Origin of the sequence: Bacillus sp. SJZ110 (genome assembly GCF_006715455.1) — a bacterium.
Lineage (GTDB): Bacteria > Bacillota > Bacilli > Bacillales > Bacillaceae > Bacillus > Bacillus subtilis.
In genome coordinates this window covers 432112-450480 of sequence record NZ_VFNF01000001.1, presented here as the reverse complement: position 1 = coordinate 450480, position 18369 = coordinate 432112, and the positions used below count along the sequence as shown (strand labels likewise).

The 18369-nt window shown below is 45.1% G+C and carries 13 protein-coding genes and 1 pseudogene; 9 read left to right on the top strand and 5 right to left on the bottom strand.

Features of this window, described 5'->3' with window-relative positions; translation table 11 throughout:
- Positions 1–58 precede the first annotated feature (58 nt).
- On the bottom strand, positions 59–2554 hold the full coding sequence (locus FB592_RS02255) for a PEP/pyruvate-binding domain-containing protein (RefSeq protein ID WP_014481032.1): 2496 nt from the start codon (positions 2552–2554) through the stop codon (positions 59–61).
- 445 nt (positions 2555–2999) lie between these two features.
- Here FB592_RS02255 and FB592_RS02250 point away from each other — a divergent pair, with 445 nt between their 5' ends.
- From FB592_RS02250 to FB592_RS02235, 4 genes and pseudogenes are all read left to right on the top strand, one after another.
- On the top strand, positions 3000–3230 hold the full coding sequence (locus tag FB592_RS02250; protein ID WP_003228053.1) for a CsbA family protein: 231 nt from the start codon (positions 3000–3002) through the stop codon (positions 3228–3230).
- A 185-nt stretch (positions 3231–3415) separates the two neighbouring features.
- The gene (gene uvrB / locus FB592_RS02245) at positions 3416–5401 is read left to right on the top strand and encodes an excinuclease ABC subunit UvrB (protein WP_003228054.1); all 1986 of its coding nucleotides are present in this window, start codon (positions 3416–3418) and stop codon (positions 5399–5401) included.
- A 7-nt stretch (positions 5402–5408) separates the two neighbouring features.
- Positions 5409–8282 carry an excinuclease ABC subunit UvrA gene (uvrA, locus tag FB592_RS02240; protein WP_141949231.1) on the top strand — a complete coding sequence of 958 codons (2874 nt, stop codon included), beginning with the start codon at positions 5409–5411 and terminating at the stop codon, positions 8280–8282.
- Positions 8283–8373: 91 nt separating this feature from the next.
- Positions 8374–8924: pseudogene (locus FB592_RS02235) on the top strand (flagellin); the annotation flags it as partial.
- Positions 8925–9122: 198 nt separating this feature from the next.
- On the opposite strand, the gene FB592_RS02230 reads toward FB592_RS02235, so the two are convergent.
- Positions 9123–9353 (bottom strand): hypothetical protein, encoded by a 231-nt coding sequence (locus FB592_RS02230; RefSeq protein WP_003235419.1) that lies wholly within the window; start codon positions 9351–9353, stop codon positions 9123–9125.
- Between the two features lie 217 nt (positions 9354–9570).
- Here FB592_RS02230 and yvlA point away from each other — a divergent pair, with 217 nt between their 5' ends.
- The 5 genes from yvlA (at position 9571) to FB592_RS02205 (ending at position 15649) form a co-directional block, all read left to right on the top strand.
- Complete coding sequence (gene yvlA / locus FB592_RS02225) at positions 9571–9897, top strand: protein YvlA (RefSeq protein WP_003244375.1); 327 nt, start codon at positions 9571–9573, stop codon at positions 9895–9897.
- Between the two features lie 24 nt (positions 9898–9921).
- Positions 9922–11019 (top strand): DUF4097 family beta strand repeat-containing protein, encoded by a 1098-nt coding sequence (locus FB592_RS02220; RefSeq protein ID WP_014478112.1) that lies wholly within the window; start codon positions 9922–9924, stop codon positions 11017–11019.
- Positions 11020–11023: 4 nt separating this feature from the next.
- A complete protein-coding gene (locus FB592_RS02215) occupies positions 11024–11221 on the top strand; it encodes a PspC domain-containing protein (protein WP_003228065.1) in 198 nt (65 codons plus the stop codon).
- 1 nt (position 11222) lies between these two features.
- Positions 11223–11582, top strand: coding sequence for a phage holin family protein (locus FB592_RS02210; RefSeq protein WP_003228066.1), 360 nt, complete (start codon positions 11223–11225; stop codon positions 11580–11582).
- 197 nt (positions 11583–11779) lie between these two features.
- Positions 11780–15649, top strand: a complete 3870-nt coding sequence (locus FB592_RS02205) for a lamin tail domain-containing metallophosphoesterase family protein (RefSeq protein WP_141949230.1) — start codon at positions 11780–11782, stop codon at positions 15647–15649.
- A 19-nt stretch (positions 15650–15668) separates the two neighbouring features.
- Here FB592_RS02205 and nagR read toward each other — a convergent pair whose 3' ends face one another.
- From nagR to nagA, 3 genes are read right to left on the bottom strand one after another with little or no spacing between them, the layout of a single operon-like run.
- On the bottom strand, positions 15669–16400 hold the full coding sequence (nagR, locus tag FB592_RS02200; RefSeq protein ID WP_014478108.1) for an N-acetylglucosamine utilization transcriptional regulator NagR: 732 nt from the start codon (positions 16398–16400) through the stop codon (positions 15669–15671).
- Between the two features lie 17 nt (positions 16401–16417).
- Positions 16418–17146: a glucosamine-6-phosphate deaminase gene (gene nagB, locus FB592_RS02195; protein ID WP_014478107.1), complete on the bottom strand. Its 729-nt coding sequence runs from the start codon at positions 17144–17146 to the stop codon at positions 16418–16420.
- On the bottom strand, positions 17143–18333 hold the full coding sequence (gene nagA / locus FB592_RS02190; RefSeq protein ID WP_141949229.1) for an N-acetylglucosamine-6-phosphate deacetylase: 1191 nt from the start codon (positions 18331–18333) through the stop codon (positions 17143–17145). The genes nagB and nagA overlap by 4 nt, the downstream gene beginning before the upstream one ends.
- Positions 18334–18369 lie beyond the last annotated feature (36 nt).

The following is an 18369-nucleotide window of genomic DNA, read 5'->3' as shown; positions in this document are numbered from 1 at the left end:
GTATACTGGCAGGACAAGTATACACCCGCCCCGCTTGTATAAGAAAGAGGGGGACGCATCAGGACCGGCTGACAACTGTGATTTTGCCGCTGCTTCCGTCAACAGTGATGATGTCACCGTCTCGCAGTCTTTCGGTTGCCGTGCGTGTGCCGAGAACGGCTGGAATGCCGTATTCACGGGCAATAATCGCAGCGTGAGACAAAATGCCGCCTGTGTCTGTAATAATCGCTTTGGCGTCTTGAAACAGGCTGGTCCATAGCGGTGTGGTCATCTTGCAAACGAGTACGTCCCCAGGCGCGAATTGAGAAAATTCATTGGCGTCCCGAATGATTTTCACCGGACCTGTCGCAATGCCGCTTGATGCCGCTATGCCAAAAATATGATTCTCTGTGTTTTTTTCATCCTCTATCACAGCGCCGACAATTTCTTCAGCTGCTTTGAGCTGTTCTTTTGTCGGGGTGCCGAGGTAGGCAGGGGCTTGGGCCAGCTCATACTCATGAAAAATCTGTCTGCGTTTTTCAGCCTTTTCTTGCAGGGATACAGGGTGAAGAAGCGCTTGTTCCACTTCGTCGTCATATAAAAACCAAAGGTCCTCACGATCTTGAATGACACCGTTTTCCGCCAGCAATTCACCTATCTTCAGCAGAAAGATTCTCGCCTTGGCATCCAGCATGGCGTCAATATAAAAGTGGTGATCATCTTTTATATTTGCAGAGTTCAGTGTCCATTGATAATAGCGGTCAAATTCGGTGCGCAAACCGGGATCTTCTATGTTTTCCAAGAATTCATTGTATAATTTCTCTCGTTTTTCTTTCGTTTTCTGAAATTCATTGTCAAAATGATAGCCATTACGGACATAATTTTGAATATTAGCCAGAGCGAAATACGGATTTTCCACCCAGATTTGTTCAATCAGATCATGACTTTTAACAGATCTCCATCCGTATTCTTGCAAGAATTCATGGACGTTCTTCAGGAAGTGTCTCCCCTCATCTGTTTGTTCTAATTTCTCCTGGAGCTGTTCAGGCTTGTTGTTTTCAAAAATGGTCAGAAGGTTCGGGTTCTCCTGAACTTCCATAGAAAATAGCCATAAGCAACGGTCCGTTTCCAGTGATTTGTTCATTTTTCCTGTCAGCATCTCATAAAAATGAGCGTTTTCGGACTCTCCTTGAATGTCCTGATACATCGCTTGCAGTTTGTTTGTTAAAAGGATTTGCGGGAAAACGATATTGAAGTGCTCTTCATAAGCCGTGAGATAAAAGGCCTTTAGTTTTTGAAAAGCATCCAGTGCGCTTTCTGCGGTATGCTCAGTTTGTGCGAGCTGGTCCAGTGTCCGGTAAAAAGGGAGGTATGTGTGATTGATGATGTCATACATATGCTCCGATAAAATCGGGAAAAGCTCTTTGCCGCAGTCTTCAGAAGGAGGCTGCTGTCCACCTTGGTTTTTGGAATAAATATGTCCGCGATAAAGTTTTACTTCATCAACAACTACACCAATCGGAAACTTTTGCATGCTCTTCTTCAAGCCATATTCCAATGCCGGCACGATGAAGGATGAAAATAACGGACTCACCGGACCTTCAATATTAGACTCCATGTTAAGCCAGAAATCATTCATATCAGTGTCGGTAATCATGAAGCTGCGTTTTTCTTCTGCCGCCTTTTTGTCCTGATCAATGGTTGTAATCGGGCGAGCTTGCAGAAGGTATATTTGATGATCAGCAATTCCAAATTCTATATCGACAGGATATCCGTACAGGTCTTCGGTTTTTTTTGTGATTTCAGCCAATTCAATCACTTGTTCATCTGTAAGGCAAAAACGGCTGCGCATGTCTTCACTCGTTTCTTTTTCAGCAATTCCTTCTGCCGCAGACTCCATGTAGATTTCCTTTGCACCTATTTCTTTCTGAATCTCAAACGAAGATTTATTAACAATGAACGTGTCTGGGGTAACACTTCCTGAAACAACAGCTTCACCCAACCCGTAGCTGGCGCTGATTAAAAGCTCTCTATCATCATGGGTAACAGGGTTGCGGCTGAAGATAACACCTGACATTTCTGAATCGATCAGCCCCTGAACGACTATTCCCATTAACGGCTCTGCGATTTGATTGTTCATTTTTTTCTTATAGCTGCTGACCCGCCCAGAAAAAAATGAGGCCCAGCATTCTTTCACTTTAGCCAGAAACTCTTCCTCTGTTTTGATATTTAAGTAGGTTTCATATTGACCCGCGAATGAGGCGCCTTCTAAATCTTCCGAAGCAGACGAAGAACGCACGGCTACGGATCGATATGATTCTCTAAGCTTATAAAAGGAACTAGTCAGCTCATCTTTCAGCTCATCCGAAAATGTTCCAGAAATGATCCCGCTTTCGACGTTTTCACTAGTCTCTTGAAGCTGGTTGTCCTCCATAAAACGTGCGAGCGCATTCGTTTGAATAATAAACCCGTCCGGAACAGGAAGACCGTGTTTGGTCAATTTAATCAAATTCATTCCTTTTGCTCCAGCCAGCTGGCTGGACTCTTCTGCCTGGCGAAATAAAACAGAATACATATTTGAAACCCCTCTTTTCTTCATTCATTTTGTTTTTCTCTCTAGTCTTTTTATTGCGGAGCCTGTGTTTAAAAAATGATAGTAAACACTATCATTCAATTGTAGGTTTTCAGGAAAATGCTGTCAAACGCAGAAAGTCCTAAATAAAATGAATAGTTAAGTTGGTTATATTATCCTGGAAAATGCGGCCGTACTGGTACTGTATGCCTATTTTCTTTTATTCTCGGAATCTGGCGGCGGACTTGATGATGTAATAAAAAAAGTGCCGCTGATTAGAACAGCGGCACCATGGAATAAGTTTTGACCGGCACCAAAATGCAAATATGGTGATTGATTTTGGCTGAAAAGGGGTATGGTGTAGGAGAGGGAGCGAATGCACGATTGTCCGATTCTTCATTTTTTACTATAATCAGATCAGATGAAGAATCCCTGAGGAGGGTTTTTGTTGATTACAAAAGCCGTTTTTGCATTGTTTTTCCCTTTTATGCTTGTTGTTCTATTTACTAGAGTCACCTTTAATCATTATGTGGCGATCGCTTTAACAGCTGCATTGCTGTTTGCCTCTTATTTAAAAGGCTATACAGAAACGTATTTTATTGTAGGATTGGATGTTGTGTCTCTTGTGGCTGGCGGACTGTACATGGCCAAAAAAGCTGCAGAGAAAAAAGAAGAATAAATCGGACATAATGAATATAAAGACTGAATACCTGCTTTTACGATTTAAAAGCAGGTTTTTTATACACAAAAACAGCTGGAAATAAAAAACCACCGAACTTTAGTTCGTATTTTTAGTGATTTTGCTTTCCATTGTGTTACTATATCTATAGGAAGATTTCGTTAAAGAAACGGAGGCTTATTTTTGTGAAAGATCGCTTTGAGTTAGTCTCGAAATATCAGCCCCAGGGAGATCAGCCGAAAGCCATTGAAAAGCTTGTGAAAGGAATTCAGGAGGGCAAGAAGCATCAGACTCTGCTGGGTGCGACAGGAACTGGGAAAACATTTACGGTGTCTAATTTGATTAAAGAAGTCAATAAGCCGACTCTCGTGATTGCCCATAACAAAACCCTTGCTGGACAGCTTTACAGTGAGTTCAAGGAATTTTTTCCGAACAATGCTGTCGAGTATTTTGTCAGCTACTATGATTATTATCAGCCGGAGGCGTATGTGCCTCAAACGGATACATTTATAGAGAAAGACGCTAGTATTAATGATGAAATTGATAAACTGAGACACTCCGCCACATCAGCTTTGTTTGAGCGCAGAGATGTCATTATTATTGCGAGTGTGTCTTGTATATACGGCCTCGGTTCGCCTGAGGAATACCGGGAAATGGTCGTGTCACTGCGGACTGAAATGGAAATTGAGCGCAATGAGCTGCTCAGAAAACTTGTAGACATCCAATATGCCCGCAACGATATCGACTTTCAGCGCGGTACATTTCGTGTGCGCGGGGATGTAGTGGAAATCTTTCCGGCATCCCGTGATGAGCATTGTATCAGAGTTGAATTTTTCGGTGACGAAATCGAACGGATTCGGGAAGTGGATGCGCTGACAGGAGAAATTCTCGGCGACCGAGATCATGTTGCGATTTTCCCGGCATCCCACTTCGTAACGCGGGCCGAGAAAATGGAGAAGGCGATTCAAAATATCGAGAAGGAGCTTGAGGAGCAGCTGAAGGTCATGCACGAAAACGGAAAGCTCCTTGAAGCGCAGCGTTTAGAGCAGCGGACAAGATATGATCTTGAAATGATGCGTGAAATGGGTTTCTGCTCCGGCATCGAGAACTATTCAAGACATTTGACTCTGCGGCCTCCAGGTTCAACGCCGTATACGCTTCTTGATTATTTCCCAGACGATTTTATGATCGTGGTGGATGAGTCGCATGTGACAATTCCCCAGGTGCGCGGCATGTTTAACGGAGACCAGGCGCGGAAACAGGTGCTCGTGGATCACGGCTTCCGGCTTCCATCAGCGCTTGATAACCGTCCGCTTCGTTTTGAGGAATTTGAAAAGCATATGCACAATATCGTGTATGTATCCGCAACACCAGGGCCGTACGAGATTGAACATACAGATGAAATGGTCGAACAGATCATTCGTCCGACGGGGCTTCTTGACCCGCTTATTGACGTCCGTCCAATCGAAGGTCAGATTGACGACTTGATCGGCGAAATTCAAGCTAGAATAGAGCGGAATGAACGGGTGCTTGTGACAACTTTGACGAAGAAGATGTCAGAGGATCTGACCGATTATTTAAAGGAAATCGGCATTAAAGTAAACTATCTGCATTCTGAAATCAAGACGCTTGAACGGATTGAAATTATCCGCGACCTGCGCCTTGGCAAGTACGATGTGCTTGTCGGCATCAACCTGCTGAGGGAAGGTTTGGACATTCCCGAAGTATCCCTTGTTGCGATTTTGGATGCGGATAAGGAAGGTTTCCTTCGTTCGGAGCGGTCGCTGATCCAGACCATCGGACGGGCAGCGAGAAATGCGGAAGGCCGCGTCATTATGTACGCCGATAAAATAACGAAGTCTATGGAAATTGCGATTAATGAAACAAAACGCCGACGCGAGCAGCAGGAGCGGTTTAATGAAGAGCACGGCATTACGCCGAAAACGATAAATAAAGAAATTCGCGATGTCATTCGTGCCACAGTAGCAGCTGAGGATAAAGCGGAATACAAAACAAAAGCTGCGCCGAAGCTGTCGAAAATGACGAAGAAAGAACGCCAGAAAGTCGTTGAACAGATGGAGCATGAAATGAAGGAAGCCGCCAAGGCGCTTGACTTTGAGAGAGCCGCGGAGCTTCGCGATTTACTTTTAGAGCTAAAAGCGGAAGGATGATGAACAAATGGCTATGGATCGGATAGAGGTGAAGGGAGCCAGGGCGCATAACCTGAAAAATATAGATGTAACGATTCCGAGAGATCAGCTTGTCGTTGTCACGGGTTTGTCCGGATCAGGTAAATCCTCCCTTGCCTTTGACACGATATATGCTGAAGGACAGAGACGGTATGTCGAGTCGCTGTCTGCTTATGCCCGCCAGTTTTTAGGGCAAATGGATAAGCCTGATGTGGATGCAATTGAGGGGCTCTCTCCCGCCATCAGCATTGATCAGAAAACAACAAGCCGTAATCCGAGGTCTACTGTCGGTACGGTAACTGAGATTTATGATTATCTGCGTCTTTTATATGCGAGAGTAGGGAAGCCTCATTGTCCGGAGCACGGAATTGAGATTACATCCCAGACCATCGAGCAAATGGTGGACAGAATTCTGGAATACCCGGAACGGACGAAGCTTCAGGTGCTGGCGCCGATTGTCTCGGGCCGAAAAGGCGCTCATGTCAAAGTGCTTGAACAGATTAGAAAACAAGGCTATGTCAGAGTCAGAATTGACGGCGAGATGGCTGAGCTTTCCGACGATATCGAATTAGAAAAGAACAAGAAGCATTCCATTGAGGTTGTCATTGACCGGATTGTCGTGAAAGAAGGCGTGGCAGCCCGGCTGTCTGATTCATTGGAAACGGCGCTCCGTTTAGGTGAAGGACGGGTTATGATCGATGTCATCGGTGAGGAAGAGCTGATGTTCAGCGAGCATCATGCCTGTCCGCACTGCGGATTTTCAATTGGTGAGCTTGAGCCGCGTCTGTTTTCGTTTAACAGTCCGTTCGGGGCGTGTCCGACGTGTGACGGTCTCGGAATGAAGCTTGAAGTGGATGCCGATCTTGTCATCCCCAATCAAGATTTGTCATTGAAGGAGAATGCGGTCGCCCCTTGGACACCGATCAGCTCACAATATTATCCTCAGCTGCTTGAGGCAGTCTGCACCCACTACGGGATTGATATGGATGTGCCGGTCAAAGATTTGCCGAAGCATCAACTGGATAAAGTGCTGTACGGCAGCGGAGATGACCTGATTTATTTCCGATATGAAAATGATTTTGGACAAATCCGCGAAGGTGAAATTCAATTTGAAGGCGTATTGCGCAACATTGAAAGACGCTATAAGGAGACAGGCTCCGATTTCATACGTGAGCAAATGGAGCAGTATATGTCTCAGAAGTCTTGTCCGACGTGCAAAGGCTATCGGTTAAAGAAAGAGGCGCTTGCCGTACTGATTGACGGCCGCCACATTGGAAAAATTACCGAGCTGTCTGTCGCCGACGCACTTGCCTTCTTTAAAGACCTTACCCTTTCTGAGAAGGATATGCAGATCGCCAATTTGATTTTGCGCGAAATTGTGGAGCGCTTAAGCTTTCTGGACAAAGTCGGTCTCGATTACCTGACATTGAGCAGGGCAGCGGGTACATTGTCCGGAGGAGAGGCGCAGCGCATCAGGCTGGCGACTCAAATTGGCTCGCGTTTATCCGGTGTGCTTTATATTTTAGATGAGCCGTCTATCGGTCTGCATCAGCGTGATAACGACCGCTTGATCAGCGCACTGAAAAATATGAGAGACCTCGGGAACACGCTGATTGTTGTCGAACATGATGAGGACACGATGATGGCAGCAGATTATTTAATAGACATTGGACCGGGAGCCGGCATTCACGGCGGACAGGTGATATCTGCGGGTACGCCGGAAGAAGTGATGGAAGATCCAAACTCATTAACGGGCAGCTATTTATCAGGGAAAAAGTTTATCCCATTGCCTCCTGAAAGAAGAAAGCCGGACGGACGTTACATTGAAATTAAAGGTGCTTCAGAAAACAACCTGAAAAAAGTGAATGCCAAGTTCCCGCTTGGGACGTTTACAGCAGTTACAGGTGTTTCCGGTTCAGGAAAGAGTACACTCATTAATGAAATTTTGCATAAGGCGCTGGCGCAAAAGCTTCATAAAGCGAAAGCGAAGCCCGGCAGCCATAAAGAGATTAAAGGTTTGGATCATTTAGACAAAGTCATTGACATTGACCAGGCGCCAATCGGAAGAACGCCGAGGTCCAACCCTGCGACATACACCGGTGTATTTGATGACATTCGTGATGTATTCGCGCAGACAAATGAAGCGAAGGTCCGCGGCTATAAAAAAGGCCGTTTCAGCTTCAACGTGAAGGGCGGACGATGTGAAGCCTGCCGCGGAGACGGGATTATTAAAATTGAAATGCACTTCCTTCCTGACGTATACGTTCCATGCGAGGTGTGTCACGGCAAACGCTATAACCGTGAAACGCTTGAAGTGACGTACAAAGGAAAAAGCATCTCTGATGTGCTTGATATGACAGTTGAAGATGCTCTTTCTTTCTTTGAAAATATCCCGAAAATCAAACGCAAGCTCCAAACCCTTTATGATGTTGGTTTAGGTTATATTACGCTTGGCCAGCCGGCGACGACCTTGTCAGGCGGAGAAGCGCAGCGCGTGAAGCTCGCATCTGAGCTGCACAAACGCTCGACCGGACGCACGCTCTACATTTTAGATGAGCCGACGACAGGTTTGCATGTCGACGATATCGCCAGGCTTCTTGTCGTGCTGCAACGGTTGGTAGACAACGGAGACACTGTACTGGTTATTGAGCACAACCTTGATATCATTAAGACGGCCGATTACATTGTGGATTTGGGCCCGGAAGGCGGAGCCGGAGGCGGAACCATTGTCGCGTCAGGAACGCCTGAGGAAATCACTGAAGTGGAAGAATCGTATACAGGCCGTTATTTGCAGCCTGTTATCGAACGTGACAAAACACGCATGAAATCGCTCTTGAAAGCGAAAGAAACAGCTACATCTTAAAAACTTTATTACGAGAGAACAGCTTGTCAGCAAGTCCATCCTTGGGCTTAGCAGGCAAGCTTTTTCTTTACGGCATAATAGGTTTAGAAGTGAACTTACTGTTCAAGCAGGAAACACAGGTACACAACAAGCAGAAGATCTTGGTGCAATTAAAGATGAAATGGATGCGCTTATTGAGGAAGTTGATGGCATTTCAAATCGTACTGAATTCAACGGCAAAAAGTTATTAGATGGTACTGAAACTGATGGTTTCACTTTCCAAATTGGAGCAAATGCTGGCCAGCAGCTTACAGTTAACATTGACAGCATGTCATCAACTGCTTTAGGAGTAAACGCACTTAATGTAACAGATTTTGCTAATACTCCTTTTGATACTCAACTTGAAAGTATTGATACTGCAATCAACAATGTCTCAAACCAACGTGCTAAACTTGGTGCGGTACAAAACCGTCTAGAGCACACAATCAACAACCTTGGTGCTTCTTCTGAAAACTTAACAGCTGCTGAGTCTCGCATCCGTGACGTTGACATGGCGAAAGAAATGAGCGATTCACAAAGAACAACATTCTTTCTCAAGCTTCTCAAGCGATGCTTGCTCAAGCAAACCAACAGCCGCAAAACGTGCTTCAATTGTTACGTTAATTTTGAACGGCTATCTCTTTCTGATAGTTACAGCTTGCCGACAGAGTCCATTAACTGGATGTGCCGGCAGGCTTTTTTTGTTACAATCATTTTGTGACAGCCAGGGAATCACTTGTTTTTTCAAAACAAAAAAGGCAAGATATTGTCATCTAACCTTTAGCTTTGTTTCAGTTATAATGAATGATATGTTTTCCGCAATTACAAAGTCTTCTTATACAGCTGCTTACTTACACTCATTAAATCTTGAACAATATGCGTGTTGCTGCTGTCGAGCAGCACTTTTATATATTGGATATCGTGAGAGATCGGGAAGGGTCCGTGAATCTGCTCAAGCTCGGCGATCATTTCACGATTCATTCTTTTTTGTTCATGAATCAGCTTTAACACTGATTCTTGTGTTACTGTATAGTCACTGGGATCTTTCTCCATTGCTTGTCCAGCCTCCTTGGTTGCCGTAAGCTTTTTACATATTGTAATCGGTATAGCCGGAAGATTCTACTTCTAAAACTTTTTAAAATCCAATTTCCGTAAATCGGAGCATGTCTAAAGAATGAATTTGAAACCTGAAGAGATTTTAAACGTATAAATAAGTAAAACGTCCCTGATCTTTTGTCATGGACAATTCACAATAGGAGTGTGGAATGAATTGAACCGTAATCAAGCTATTATTGCATCACTTTGTTATTTCAGTGTGTTCATTGCGCCAATCATTGTGCCGATTGTCGCATATTTTGTTGTAAATGAGAAAGAAACAAAACGCCATGCGATACGCTCTCTTATTTCTCACATAGTTCCGTTTGTCGGCTGGCTGTTCCTTTTTATTGCTTTACTTGGCGGAGCCGTTGCGATTGATGGAGACAGCTTGCTTCCTGTATTTGTAATCATCGGGGGAGCGGTTATTTATTTCTTAGTTGTCATTGGCATTATTATTTGGAATGTGATTCAGGGCATTAAGGTCCTGCGTGCAGCATAAGTAGACAATGGGGAGGAGATCGTAATGAAGCAAGAAAAGGAACGAATCCTTAAGCTTGTTGAGGAAGGGAAGCTTACAGCACAAGAAGCTTTGACACTGATTGAAAAGCTTGACAGCGACTACAAGGAAAAAGAAGAGAAAATCACAGCGCTCTCAGTTCACGTTCATGACGAGGAAGAGCCATTTACAACGGCAAAAAAAGAAAGCGGCAAGCCGTCTTTAGGAGCCAAGCTGTTTGACTGGATTGATTCTGCTGTGAAAAAGGTCAAGGAAGTTGACCTTGATTTAAACTTTGGCCATGCGTATGATGTTCAGCACATTTTTCAATTTAAAGATACTGACTTTTCCAGTGTTGAGCTGCAAATTGCCAATGGCAGCGTGAATATCGTCCCTTGGGAAGATGACGATATCAGAGCGGAATGCCAGGCGAAGGTATATCGCGCTGATAGCCAGGATGCGGCGAGACACGCATTTCTTCAGCATATTGAATGTGAAATCAAAGGAAATAAGTTTTTTATCCGTACTGAGAAAAAGACGATGAAAACGAATGTCACTTTGTATATTCCTCAGAAGGAGTATGATAAGATTCGAGTGAAGCTGTTTAACGGTCCGGTCAGAGGGGAACATTTACATGTAAAAGAGTTCTCAGCGAAAACGACAAACGGCGTGCTGTCGTTCTCGCACTTAACAGCCGAAAAAGCCATAGCTGAAACGGCCAACGGGCAAATTAAGCTCGCCAGCCACAGCTGCGGAACGATAGAAGCGGAAACCATTAACGGATTGATCGATCTCAGAGGGAAAAGCGAATCCATTGACGTTCAAAGCTTTAACGGAAATATTGCGATTAACGTAACAGAATCAGACTGCCGCTCCATTTATGCAAAAACAACGACTGGAAGTGTGGAGCTTGCGATTCCGGACGATCTCGCAGTGAAGGCAGAGCTGAAAAGCAATCTTGGTTCGCTGTCCCATGAATTAATGGATGTTGAGATGCTGAAGGAAAAAAATGATACCATTCAAAAAGAAATGATGTTCACTTCAAATCAAGCACATGATCAAAACATCACCGTCTTCTCAGAATCACTAACAGGCGCCATCAAACTTAAGTACTCACAGAGGTGATCGAATGAATAAGCTTTATCGCTCAGAAAAAAATAAGAAAATCGCCGGTGTTATCGGAGGTCTCGCGGAATATTTCAATTGGGACGCATCACTCCTCAGAGTCATAACTGTCATCTTAGCCATTATGACAAGTGTCTTGCCGGTTTTGCTCATTTATATCATTTGGATTTTTATCGTCCCGTCAGAAAGGGATATGAAATGACATGGTAAAATGGGCAGTCAGCATTTTAGTCAATGCATTGTTATTAATCGTCATTGATGGATATATTGACTCCATCCATATCAGCAGCATTGGGGCAGCGATTATCGCCAGCCTCATTTTATCGATCTTAAACGTGCTGATTAAACCGCTTTTAATTATCTTTACACTGCCGGTCACCATGGTGACGCTTGGACTCTTCTTGTTTGTGATTAACGCCATCACGCTTATGATGACCGCGTCCATAATGGGTGACAGCTTTCAAATCGACGGCTTCGGCACAGCGATATGGGCATCCGTTATCCTGTCGGTCTTCCATTTGCTGATTCAAAAAGGCATTTTAGAGCCGCTTAGAAAAAAATAAAAAAAGCTGCCCGCAAAGGCAGCTTTTTTACATGTTCTGCAGCCTCCTTGAAAAATTGTGAAGTGAAGTGTTCGCTTTTTGTTCAGCAGTCCCGCGTATATGTCGTATACCTGCTTTGTCAGATTGGATCTTGTTTAAAAATGAACTCATAAGCTTCCCTGTTCAGACGCAAAATACATGAAAAGGGAGGTGCTTTGATGAGGAAATACACGGTTATTGCTTCTATATTACTGTCTTTTCTTTCCGTTTTGTCTGGCGGCCATCATGAATCGAAAGCTTTTCCTGTTGTACAGCAGGAACTATTTCAAACGCCTCATTACATACCCTTGCTTGAAAATCCTCCTCAAATTGATGTGAAAGCTGAAATGAGAAACAATCTAATGATTGAGGCTCAAGTTCGCGATAATTCGTATCAAGCATTTTCCGCCTTTCTTTTTTATAAACAAAGTAATGAGCTGGGCTACAAAATGGTGCCGATGGACCCGACCCCCGGAGCGGTCCGCAAGTTTTTGGCACAAATTCCGAAACGTTTGATTTGGAACAGCGAGCTTGAGTATTACATTGTGATGTCGAATGGGAAGCAGCGGGTGGAGTCGGAGACGAAGAAACTGAAGCTTGAAGGATACCAGGCTGACCTTGCCCATATTCCGGAGCTTCTGATCACAGAGCTGGCGGTTGATACGAAGAATATAGGACGTGCAGACGGTTATGAATTTATTGAGATTTTTAATACGACTGACAGAACGATTGATTTTAAAGACTACCATATCCGTTACCGCTACCCAAAAGAAGGGCCTGACTCCGATCTGATTTGGAGACCTGATGAAAGGATCTTGATACCATCCGGCGAAACGTTTGTCGTCTGGCTGAAGCCTGCCGGGCATCCAGAATTGACGTCAGAGGATTTCAATCGTTATTATCAGACACAACTTAAAGAAGGAAAAAATCTCGCGGTGATAGACGAGACAGAGGGTATGGCCAATACGAGGCCGCGGGCCGTTGTGATATCAACGAATACAGGAAAGGACATTTCGGTTGCGCATTATCGGAAACATGCGCTGCGCCGGCTGTCATCAGTGCTTTATAAGTATCCGTTGAACGGAACCGCAGAACTTCTGAACATTTCAATCGGGGAAAAGAATCCGTCTCCCGGAACCGTATTACAGGCACAGGTGCCCGAGCAGAAACGGAAAATCAAGCTCGATAAAGAAAAGCCGGTCATTGAGGATTTGACTGACCGCAAGCCTGTCCGCCCTGCTGAAAGCATTGAGCTGCGGGCTGACATACGGGACCGAAGTCTAGTGAAAACAGCGGCCTTTTACTACCGGACGGATGAGAACAAACCGTTTAAGCGAATTCTTGCTGAAAAAGACCGCAACGATAATCTCTACCATTATATTGTGTATTCGCCTGAATTGATCGGGAAGGATCAGCTAGAGTATTATGTGGCGGCCGGGGACGGGATCAATGAAGCGAGAACGCCGGTCAAAATGATTGATATTAAACAAACAAGCAAGTCGCACGGTCTGCGGATGAATATTGAAAACAGAGACACGCTGTCGGGAACTCAATTTCTCAAAGCCACGACAGAAGGGCGAGCTGACCGCATTAAGCTATGGATTGACGGGAAAAAACAAGTGACAGAGCCCGCGATGGAAAAAGAAGTATATTTTGCGTTCGATACGAGGAAAACGAACCTTTATTTTAAAAACGCGGTAACGATGGAAGGCAAAGTGCTGAAGGTGTTCGATGATACAACAAATAAATACCGCACCTATTCTGTTCCATTGCCAGAGACACTGCTTCGGAAAGGGAAGCAGCTGCAGCGTATTACAATACGATCGGGTTCGAAGGTGTCTCCGTTTGATACGGCTGAAAACCGTGATGACTTCTTAGTCAAAAACGCCCGATTGGTGTTATCAGATGGAACGGTGATCAGGGATCAGAGGGTGTCCCCTGAGAAGGAACTCTTTATTGGCGATAATCAGCGCTCAAATAAAAGCTGGCAATTTCAGTTCAATCTGCCTGACGGACTATTTACATCACAGCTGCTGGAGTGGGATACATCAAAGCTTTCTGAAGGCGCTCACCATATTCAAGCAAGCGACGGGAAGGAAAATGTCAGCCTGGTTGTACGGGTAGATAATTCAGGACCTCACATTGAGCCGAATATCACCGAGGGGCAAACGTATAAAGGAAACCTTATCCTGCAGGCGGATATGTATGATAAATGGAGCAAAATTGAGGAAGCGGAGGCGTCGTTAGATGGAGAAAGCATTACACTCCCATATCATACGTCATCTTCTGACCTTTTGCCGGGAAAACATTCTCTAAAAGTGACAGCAACGGATCTCGCGGGCAATAAAACAGTGATTGAGAGGATATTTAAAACCGAACGAGAGCATCCGGACCAGCCGGAGGTTATAGACAGCGAAGCCGACACGCATAAGGCCAAGCTTTCTGTACGGGTGAAAGATCCGACGAATGATGCCATGGATGTTGGTTTTTATAGGGGATTTCAATATACAGCGCGCAATCATGTGAAAATATTTAAGCACGCGTCACTGACTGAACCGCCGAAAAGCTTTGTGCCGGAAAGGGAGACCCCATTTACGAATCAAGAATTGGAGCGGGTATCAGCTGCTGATGGAAAAACAGTATCGACAGAAAACAAAGAGCTTTTCCCTTATCATCGCTTTGAAGTGACGGTTGATCCATCAATTGATGAGAATGATCTGGCAGAAGCGGTCTGGAAGGGCAGTTCTTTGCCGGGGAGAAAGGTGACGATGTATGCTTGGAATTATCGGACAAACGAATGGCAGCCTGTTGACAGCTTCGTCGCGAAGGATGACAAACCGTTTACGCTGAAAGCGTCTGTGATTGCCGCCGATTTTGTACGGGAGTCGGAAATGAATGTGATTGTACAGGATGAAATTCCCCCTGCGAAGGATATGTACACATTTGTCTGGATGTCTGATACACAGTATTACGCCGAAAGCTATCCGCATATTTTTGATAAACAGACCGAATGGATAAAAGATAATCAAAAGCAGCTCAATATCAAATATGTGTTCCACACGGGTGATATTGTAGATGATTCCGCCGATATCAGACAGTGGAAAAACGCTGATCGGTCAATGTCCGTTCTGGATAAGAGCGGAATTCCTTACGGCGTGCTGGCCGGCAACCACGATGTCGGGCATAAGGACGGCTCCTACAGGGTGTTTGGCAAATATTTTGGCAGCGCTCGTTTTAATAAAAAATTGCATTATGGCGGTTCCTATAAAAACAACCGCGGACATTATGACCTGATTTCGAGCAACGGCAATGATTATATCATGCTGTACATGGGATGGGGCATTACGGATGAAGACATCGCGTGGATGAATCAGGTGCTGAAGAAACACCCTGACCGGATGGCAATTTTAGCTTTTCATGAGTATTTGCTGGTCAGCGGAAACAGAAGCCCGATCGGAGAGAAAATATTCAAAGAAATCGTAAAGCCGAACCCGAATGTCGTCATGGTGTTGAGCGGGCATTATCATAGTGCGATGAGAAAAACAGATGAGCTGGATGATGATGGTGATGGGAAACCGGATCGTCTTGTGCATCAAATGCTGGCCGATTATCAGGGCGGGCCAGAAGGCGGGCAAGGATATTTGCGTTTGCTTCAATTTGACCAGGCCAATGACATGGTACACGTATCGACATACTCTCCGTATGTAAAGGATAAGAATTACTATGATACGGATACCTATGGCAACAAGGATGAATTTTCCCTTTCGCTTGATTTGAAGCCAAGAATCAAAAAGGTGGGAACCGATTATTTTGAATGTAACGTATATACCAATGAAGAGCTTGGAAAACGGGAGCAAGTGAAGAGCGGGGATACAGCTGAATTCCGCTGGGATCATCTTGAACCGCAGTCTGTTTATTATTGGTACATTATAGTGGAAGACAGTTTTAACGGCAAAACGAAATCACCGATCTGGAAGTTCAAGACGAAAAAAGAAACATATCGTCCGGCACCAGACCAGTTTGATTTTCGCCATGTCTCCAATCCTTAAAAAGGGTTGGAGGCTTTTTTTATGAAAGACGATCCATATAGTGGACAAATGTATAACGGTCGCCTCTGTATACGGATTTTGCATGCTCAAAAGCAGTTCCGTTCTGCAGATATGTTGTTCGTTTAATTAATAGGACTGGCGCTCCCTTTTGAATACCAAGAATGTTCGCTTCTTCCGTGGTGGCAGCGCTTGGCTCAAGCTCCTGTTTTGCACGGGAAATCGGTATGCTGTTATACCTTTCAATATGATCATAGATCGACGACTGAAAATGCGATTCGTTCAATTCACCCGCAAGCTCAAACGGAATATGTGAGGACTCAATCGCCATCGGAATATCATTTGCCAGCCGCACCCGAGTGATTTTATGGATAGAGGAGGGGTGCCCGCAGCCTAATATAGCCGCGAGCTCCTCAGTTGAATCAATAAGCTGATAATCAATGAGCCTGCTGCCCGGTGTCATCCCGCGGCTTTTCATATCCTCGGTAAAGCTTGTCAGCCCTTGAAGTGCTTGTTCCATTTTTGGCTTGCTGACAAAGGTGCCCCGCCCCTTCAGGCGATAGAGCAAGCCTTCATTAACTAAATTAGAAAGCGCCTGGCGAACTGTCATCCGGCTGATCCCGAATTGTTCGGCATATTCGCGCTCAGAAGGAAGAGGCATATCCGGCTGCAGTTCTCCGCTCTTAATTTGGGTTTTTAATTGCTCCATAATCTGATAATAAATCGGAATAGGCGATTGTTTATTGATATTCATAAGTCAGCATGTTCCTTTCAAGGTCTTAATGACGCGGCTTCACGATCAATCAAAACCGTGACATCGGAATGCAGGTGCAAAGCAGATGCGGGAAAATCTTCGCTGATGTTTCCTTCTAACAGTTTACGAACAGCTTCTGCTTTGCTTTTTCCAGAAATAAGCAGCAGAATGCGCTTGCTTGAGAGTATCGTTCGAATTCCCATTGTCAGTGCTTTTTTCGGCACGCTGTCTATGGAAGGAAAATATCTGGCATTCGCTTGACGGGTTTGCTCATTTAATGTCACAACATGAGTTCGCGACTTGAAAGACGTTCCCGGTTCGTTAAAGCCGATGTGTCCGTTTCGGCCGATGCCGAGAAGCTGAATGTCAGTGCCGCCGAGGGACTCGACTAGCTGTTCATACCGTCTGCATTCGGCTTCCAAATCGTCTGCATTTCCATTCGGAATAAAATGCCGGCTAGGCTTGCTGTCGATATGCTGAAATAAACGGTCATTCATATAGAAGTGATAGCTGTTCGGGTCATTGCTTGAAAGTCTGGCGTACTCATCCAAATTAACTGTAGTGACGTTTTGAAATGAGAGATTCTCAGTTTGGTGCAGGCGGATCAGCTCGCGATAAGTGCCTTCCGGTGTGCCGCCCGTCGCTAACCCGAGAACGGCATCAGGTTTTTCTTTGATTGTATCTGCCGTTATTCTGGCTGCTTTTTGGCTTAGCTCTTCATACGTTTGACATTCCATTACTTTCATATCTGGTCAGCCTCCTTGGATATAAATGCAATGTTTCCGCGGCAAATGGTGAGAATCACCTCGCAATCACTGCTGACAATCACCAAATCTGCATCTTTTCCCACAGTCACACTGCCTTTTCGGTCAAAGATGCCCAACTGTTTGGCCGCGTTTGCAGAAGTTATATTAGCTATATCCGTCCAAGAGCAATTTGTAAACTCACGCATATGCCGTGCGCCCTCGTTCATTTTGAGGATCGAACCGGCAAGGGTTCCGTCTGAAAGAAGAGCTGTTCGTCCTCTTACCGTCACACTTTGGCCGCCGAACTCATATACGCCGTCTTTCAGTCCTTTTGCCCTCATGGAATCGGTAATTAAAATGAGCTTGCTGCTGCCTTTCGCCAAAAAAGCAAGCTTAGCCGCTAAAGGATGGGAGTGGATGCCATCGGCTATTAGCTCTGTCACAAACCCATCATGGGCCAGCGCCGTTCCGATCACTCCGGGTTCTCGGTGATGAAACGGGCTCATCGCGTTGTACAGATGGGTCATATGGCTCGCCCCTGCTTTTGCGGCATCCGACAGCATTGCGGAATCGGCATCCGTGTGCCCCATGGACGCGATAATCGATTCTTCTTTCAAATGGCGGATCAGTTCAAAATGCTGATCCTCCTCCGGCGCAAGTGTAACAATTTTGATCAGTCCGCCCGCCTCCTGCTGCCACTTTTTGAAAAGCGCAACATCCGAAGGCCTAATCCACTCTTTTGGTTGCGCTCCGGCTCTTTTAGGTGAAACAAAGGGGCCCTCTAAATGAATGCCGAGCAGTTCTGCACCTAATAAAGAGGACTCTTCAGCCGCTTTCCACTCTCTTGCGTTCACCAAAGCTTGAGAAATGTTCCCATGTTCCTGGGTAATCGTTGTGGCTAAAAAGCTCGTCGTGCCTTCTTCGGGAAGTCTTGACGACATGATGTCGAGCGCAGAAAAGCTTGCATCCATCGTATCTGAGCCATAGCCGCCGTGGATATGAATGTCAATCATGCCGGGAAGCAAAACGGAATTCGCAGGTGCTTGAATTTCTTTTGAATATGACTCCTTGGGCCGTTCTGTTGAGACTGTGCTGATTTTTCCGTCATTGATTCCGACATAGCCGTTTTTGATTACTTCATTTTCTGTCACGATCGCAATGTCTTTGATAAGAAGACTCTCTGCCATAGATGATCCGCCTTTCTGGAATTTGAATACCTTTAT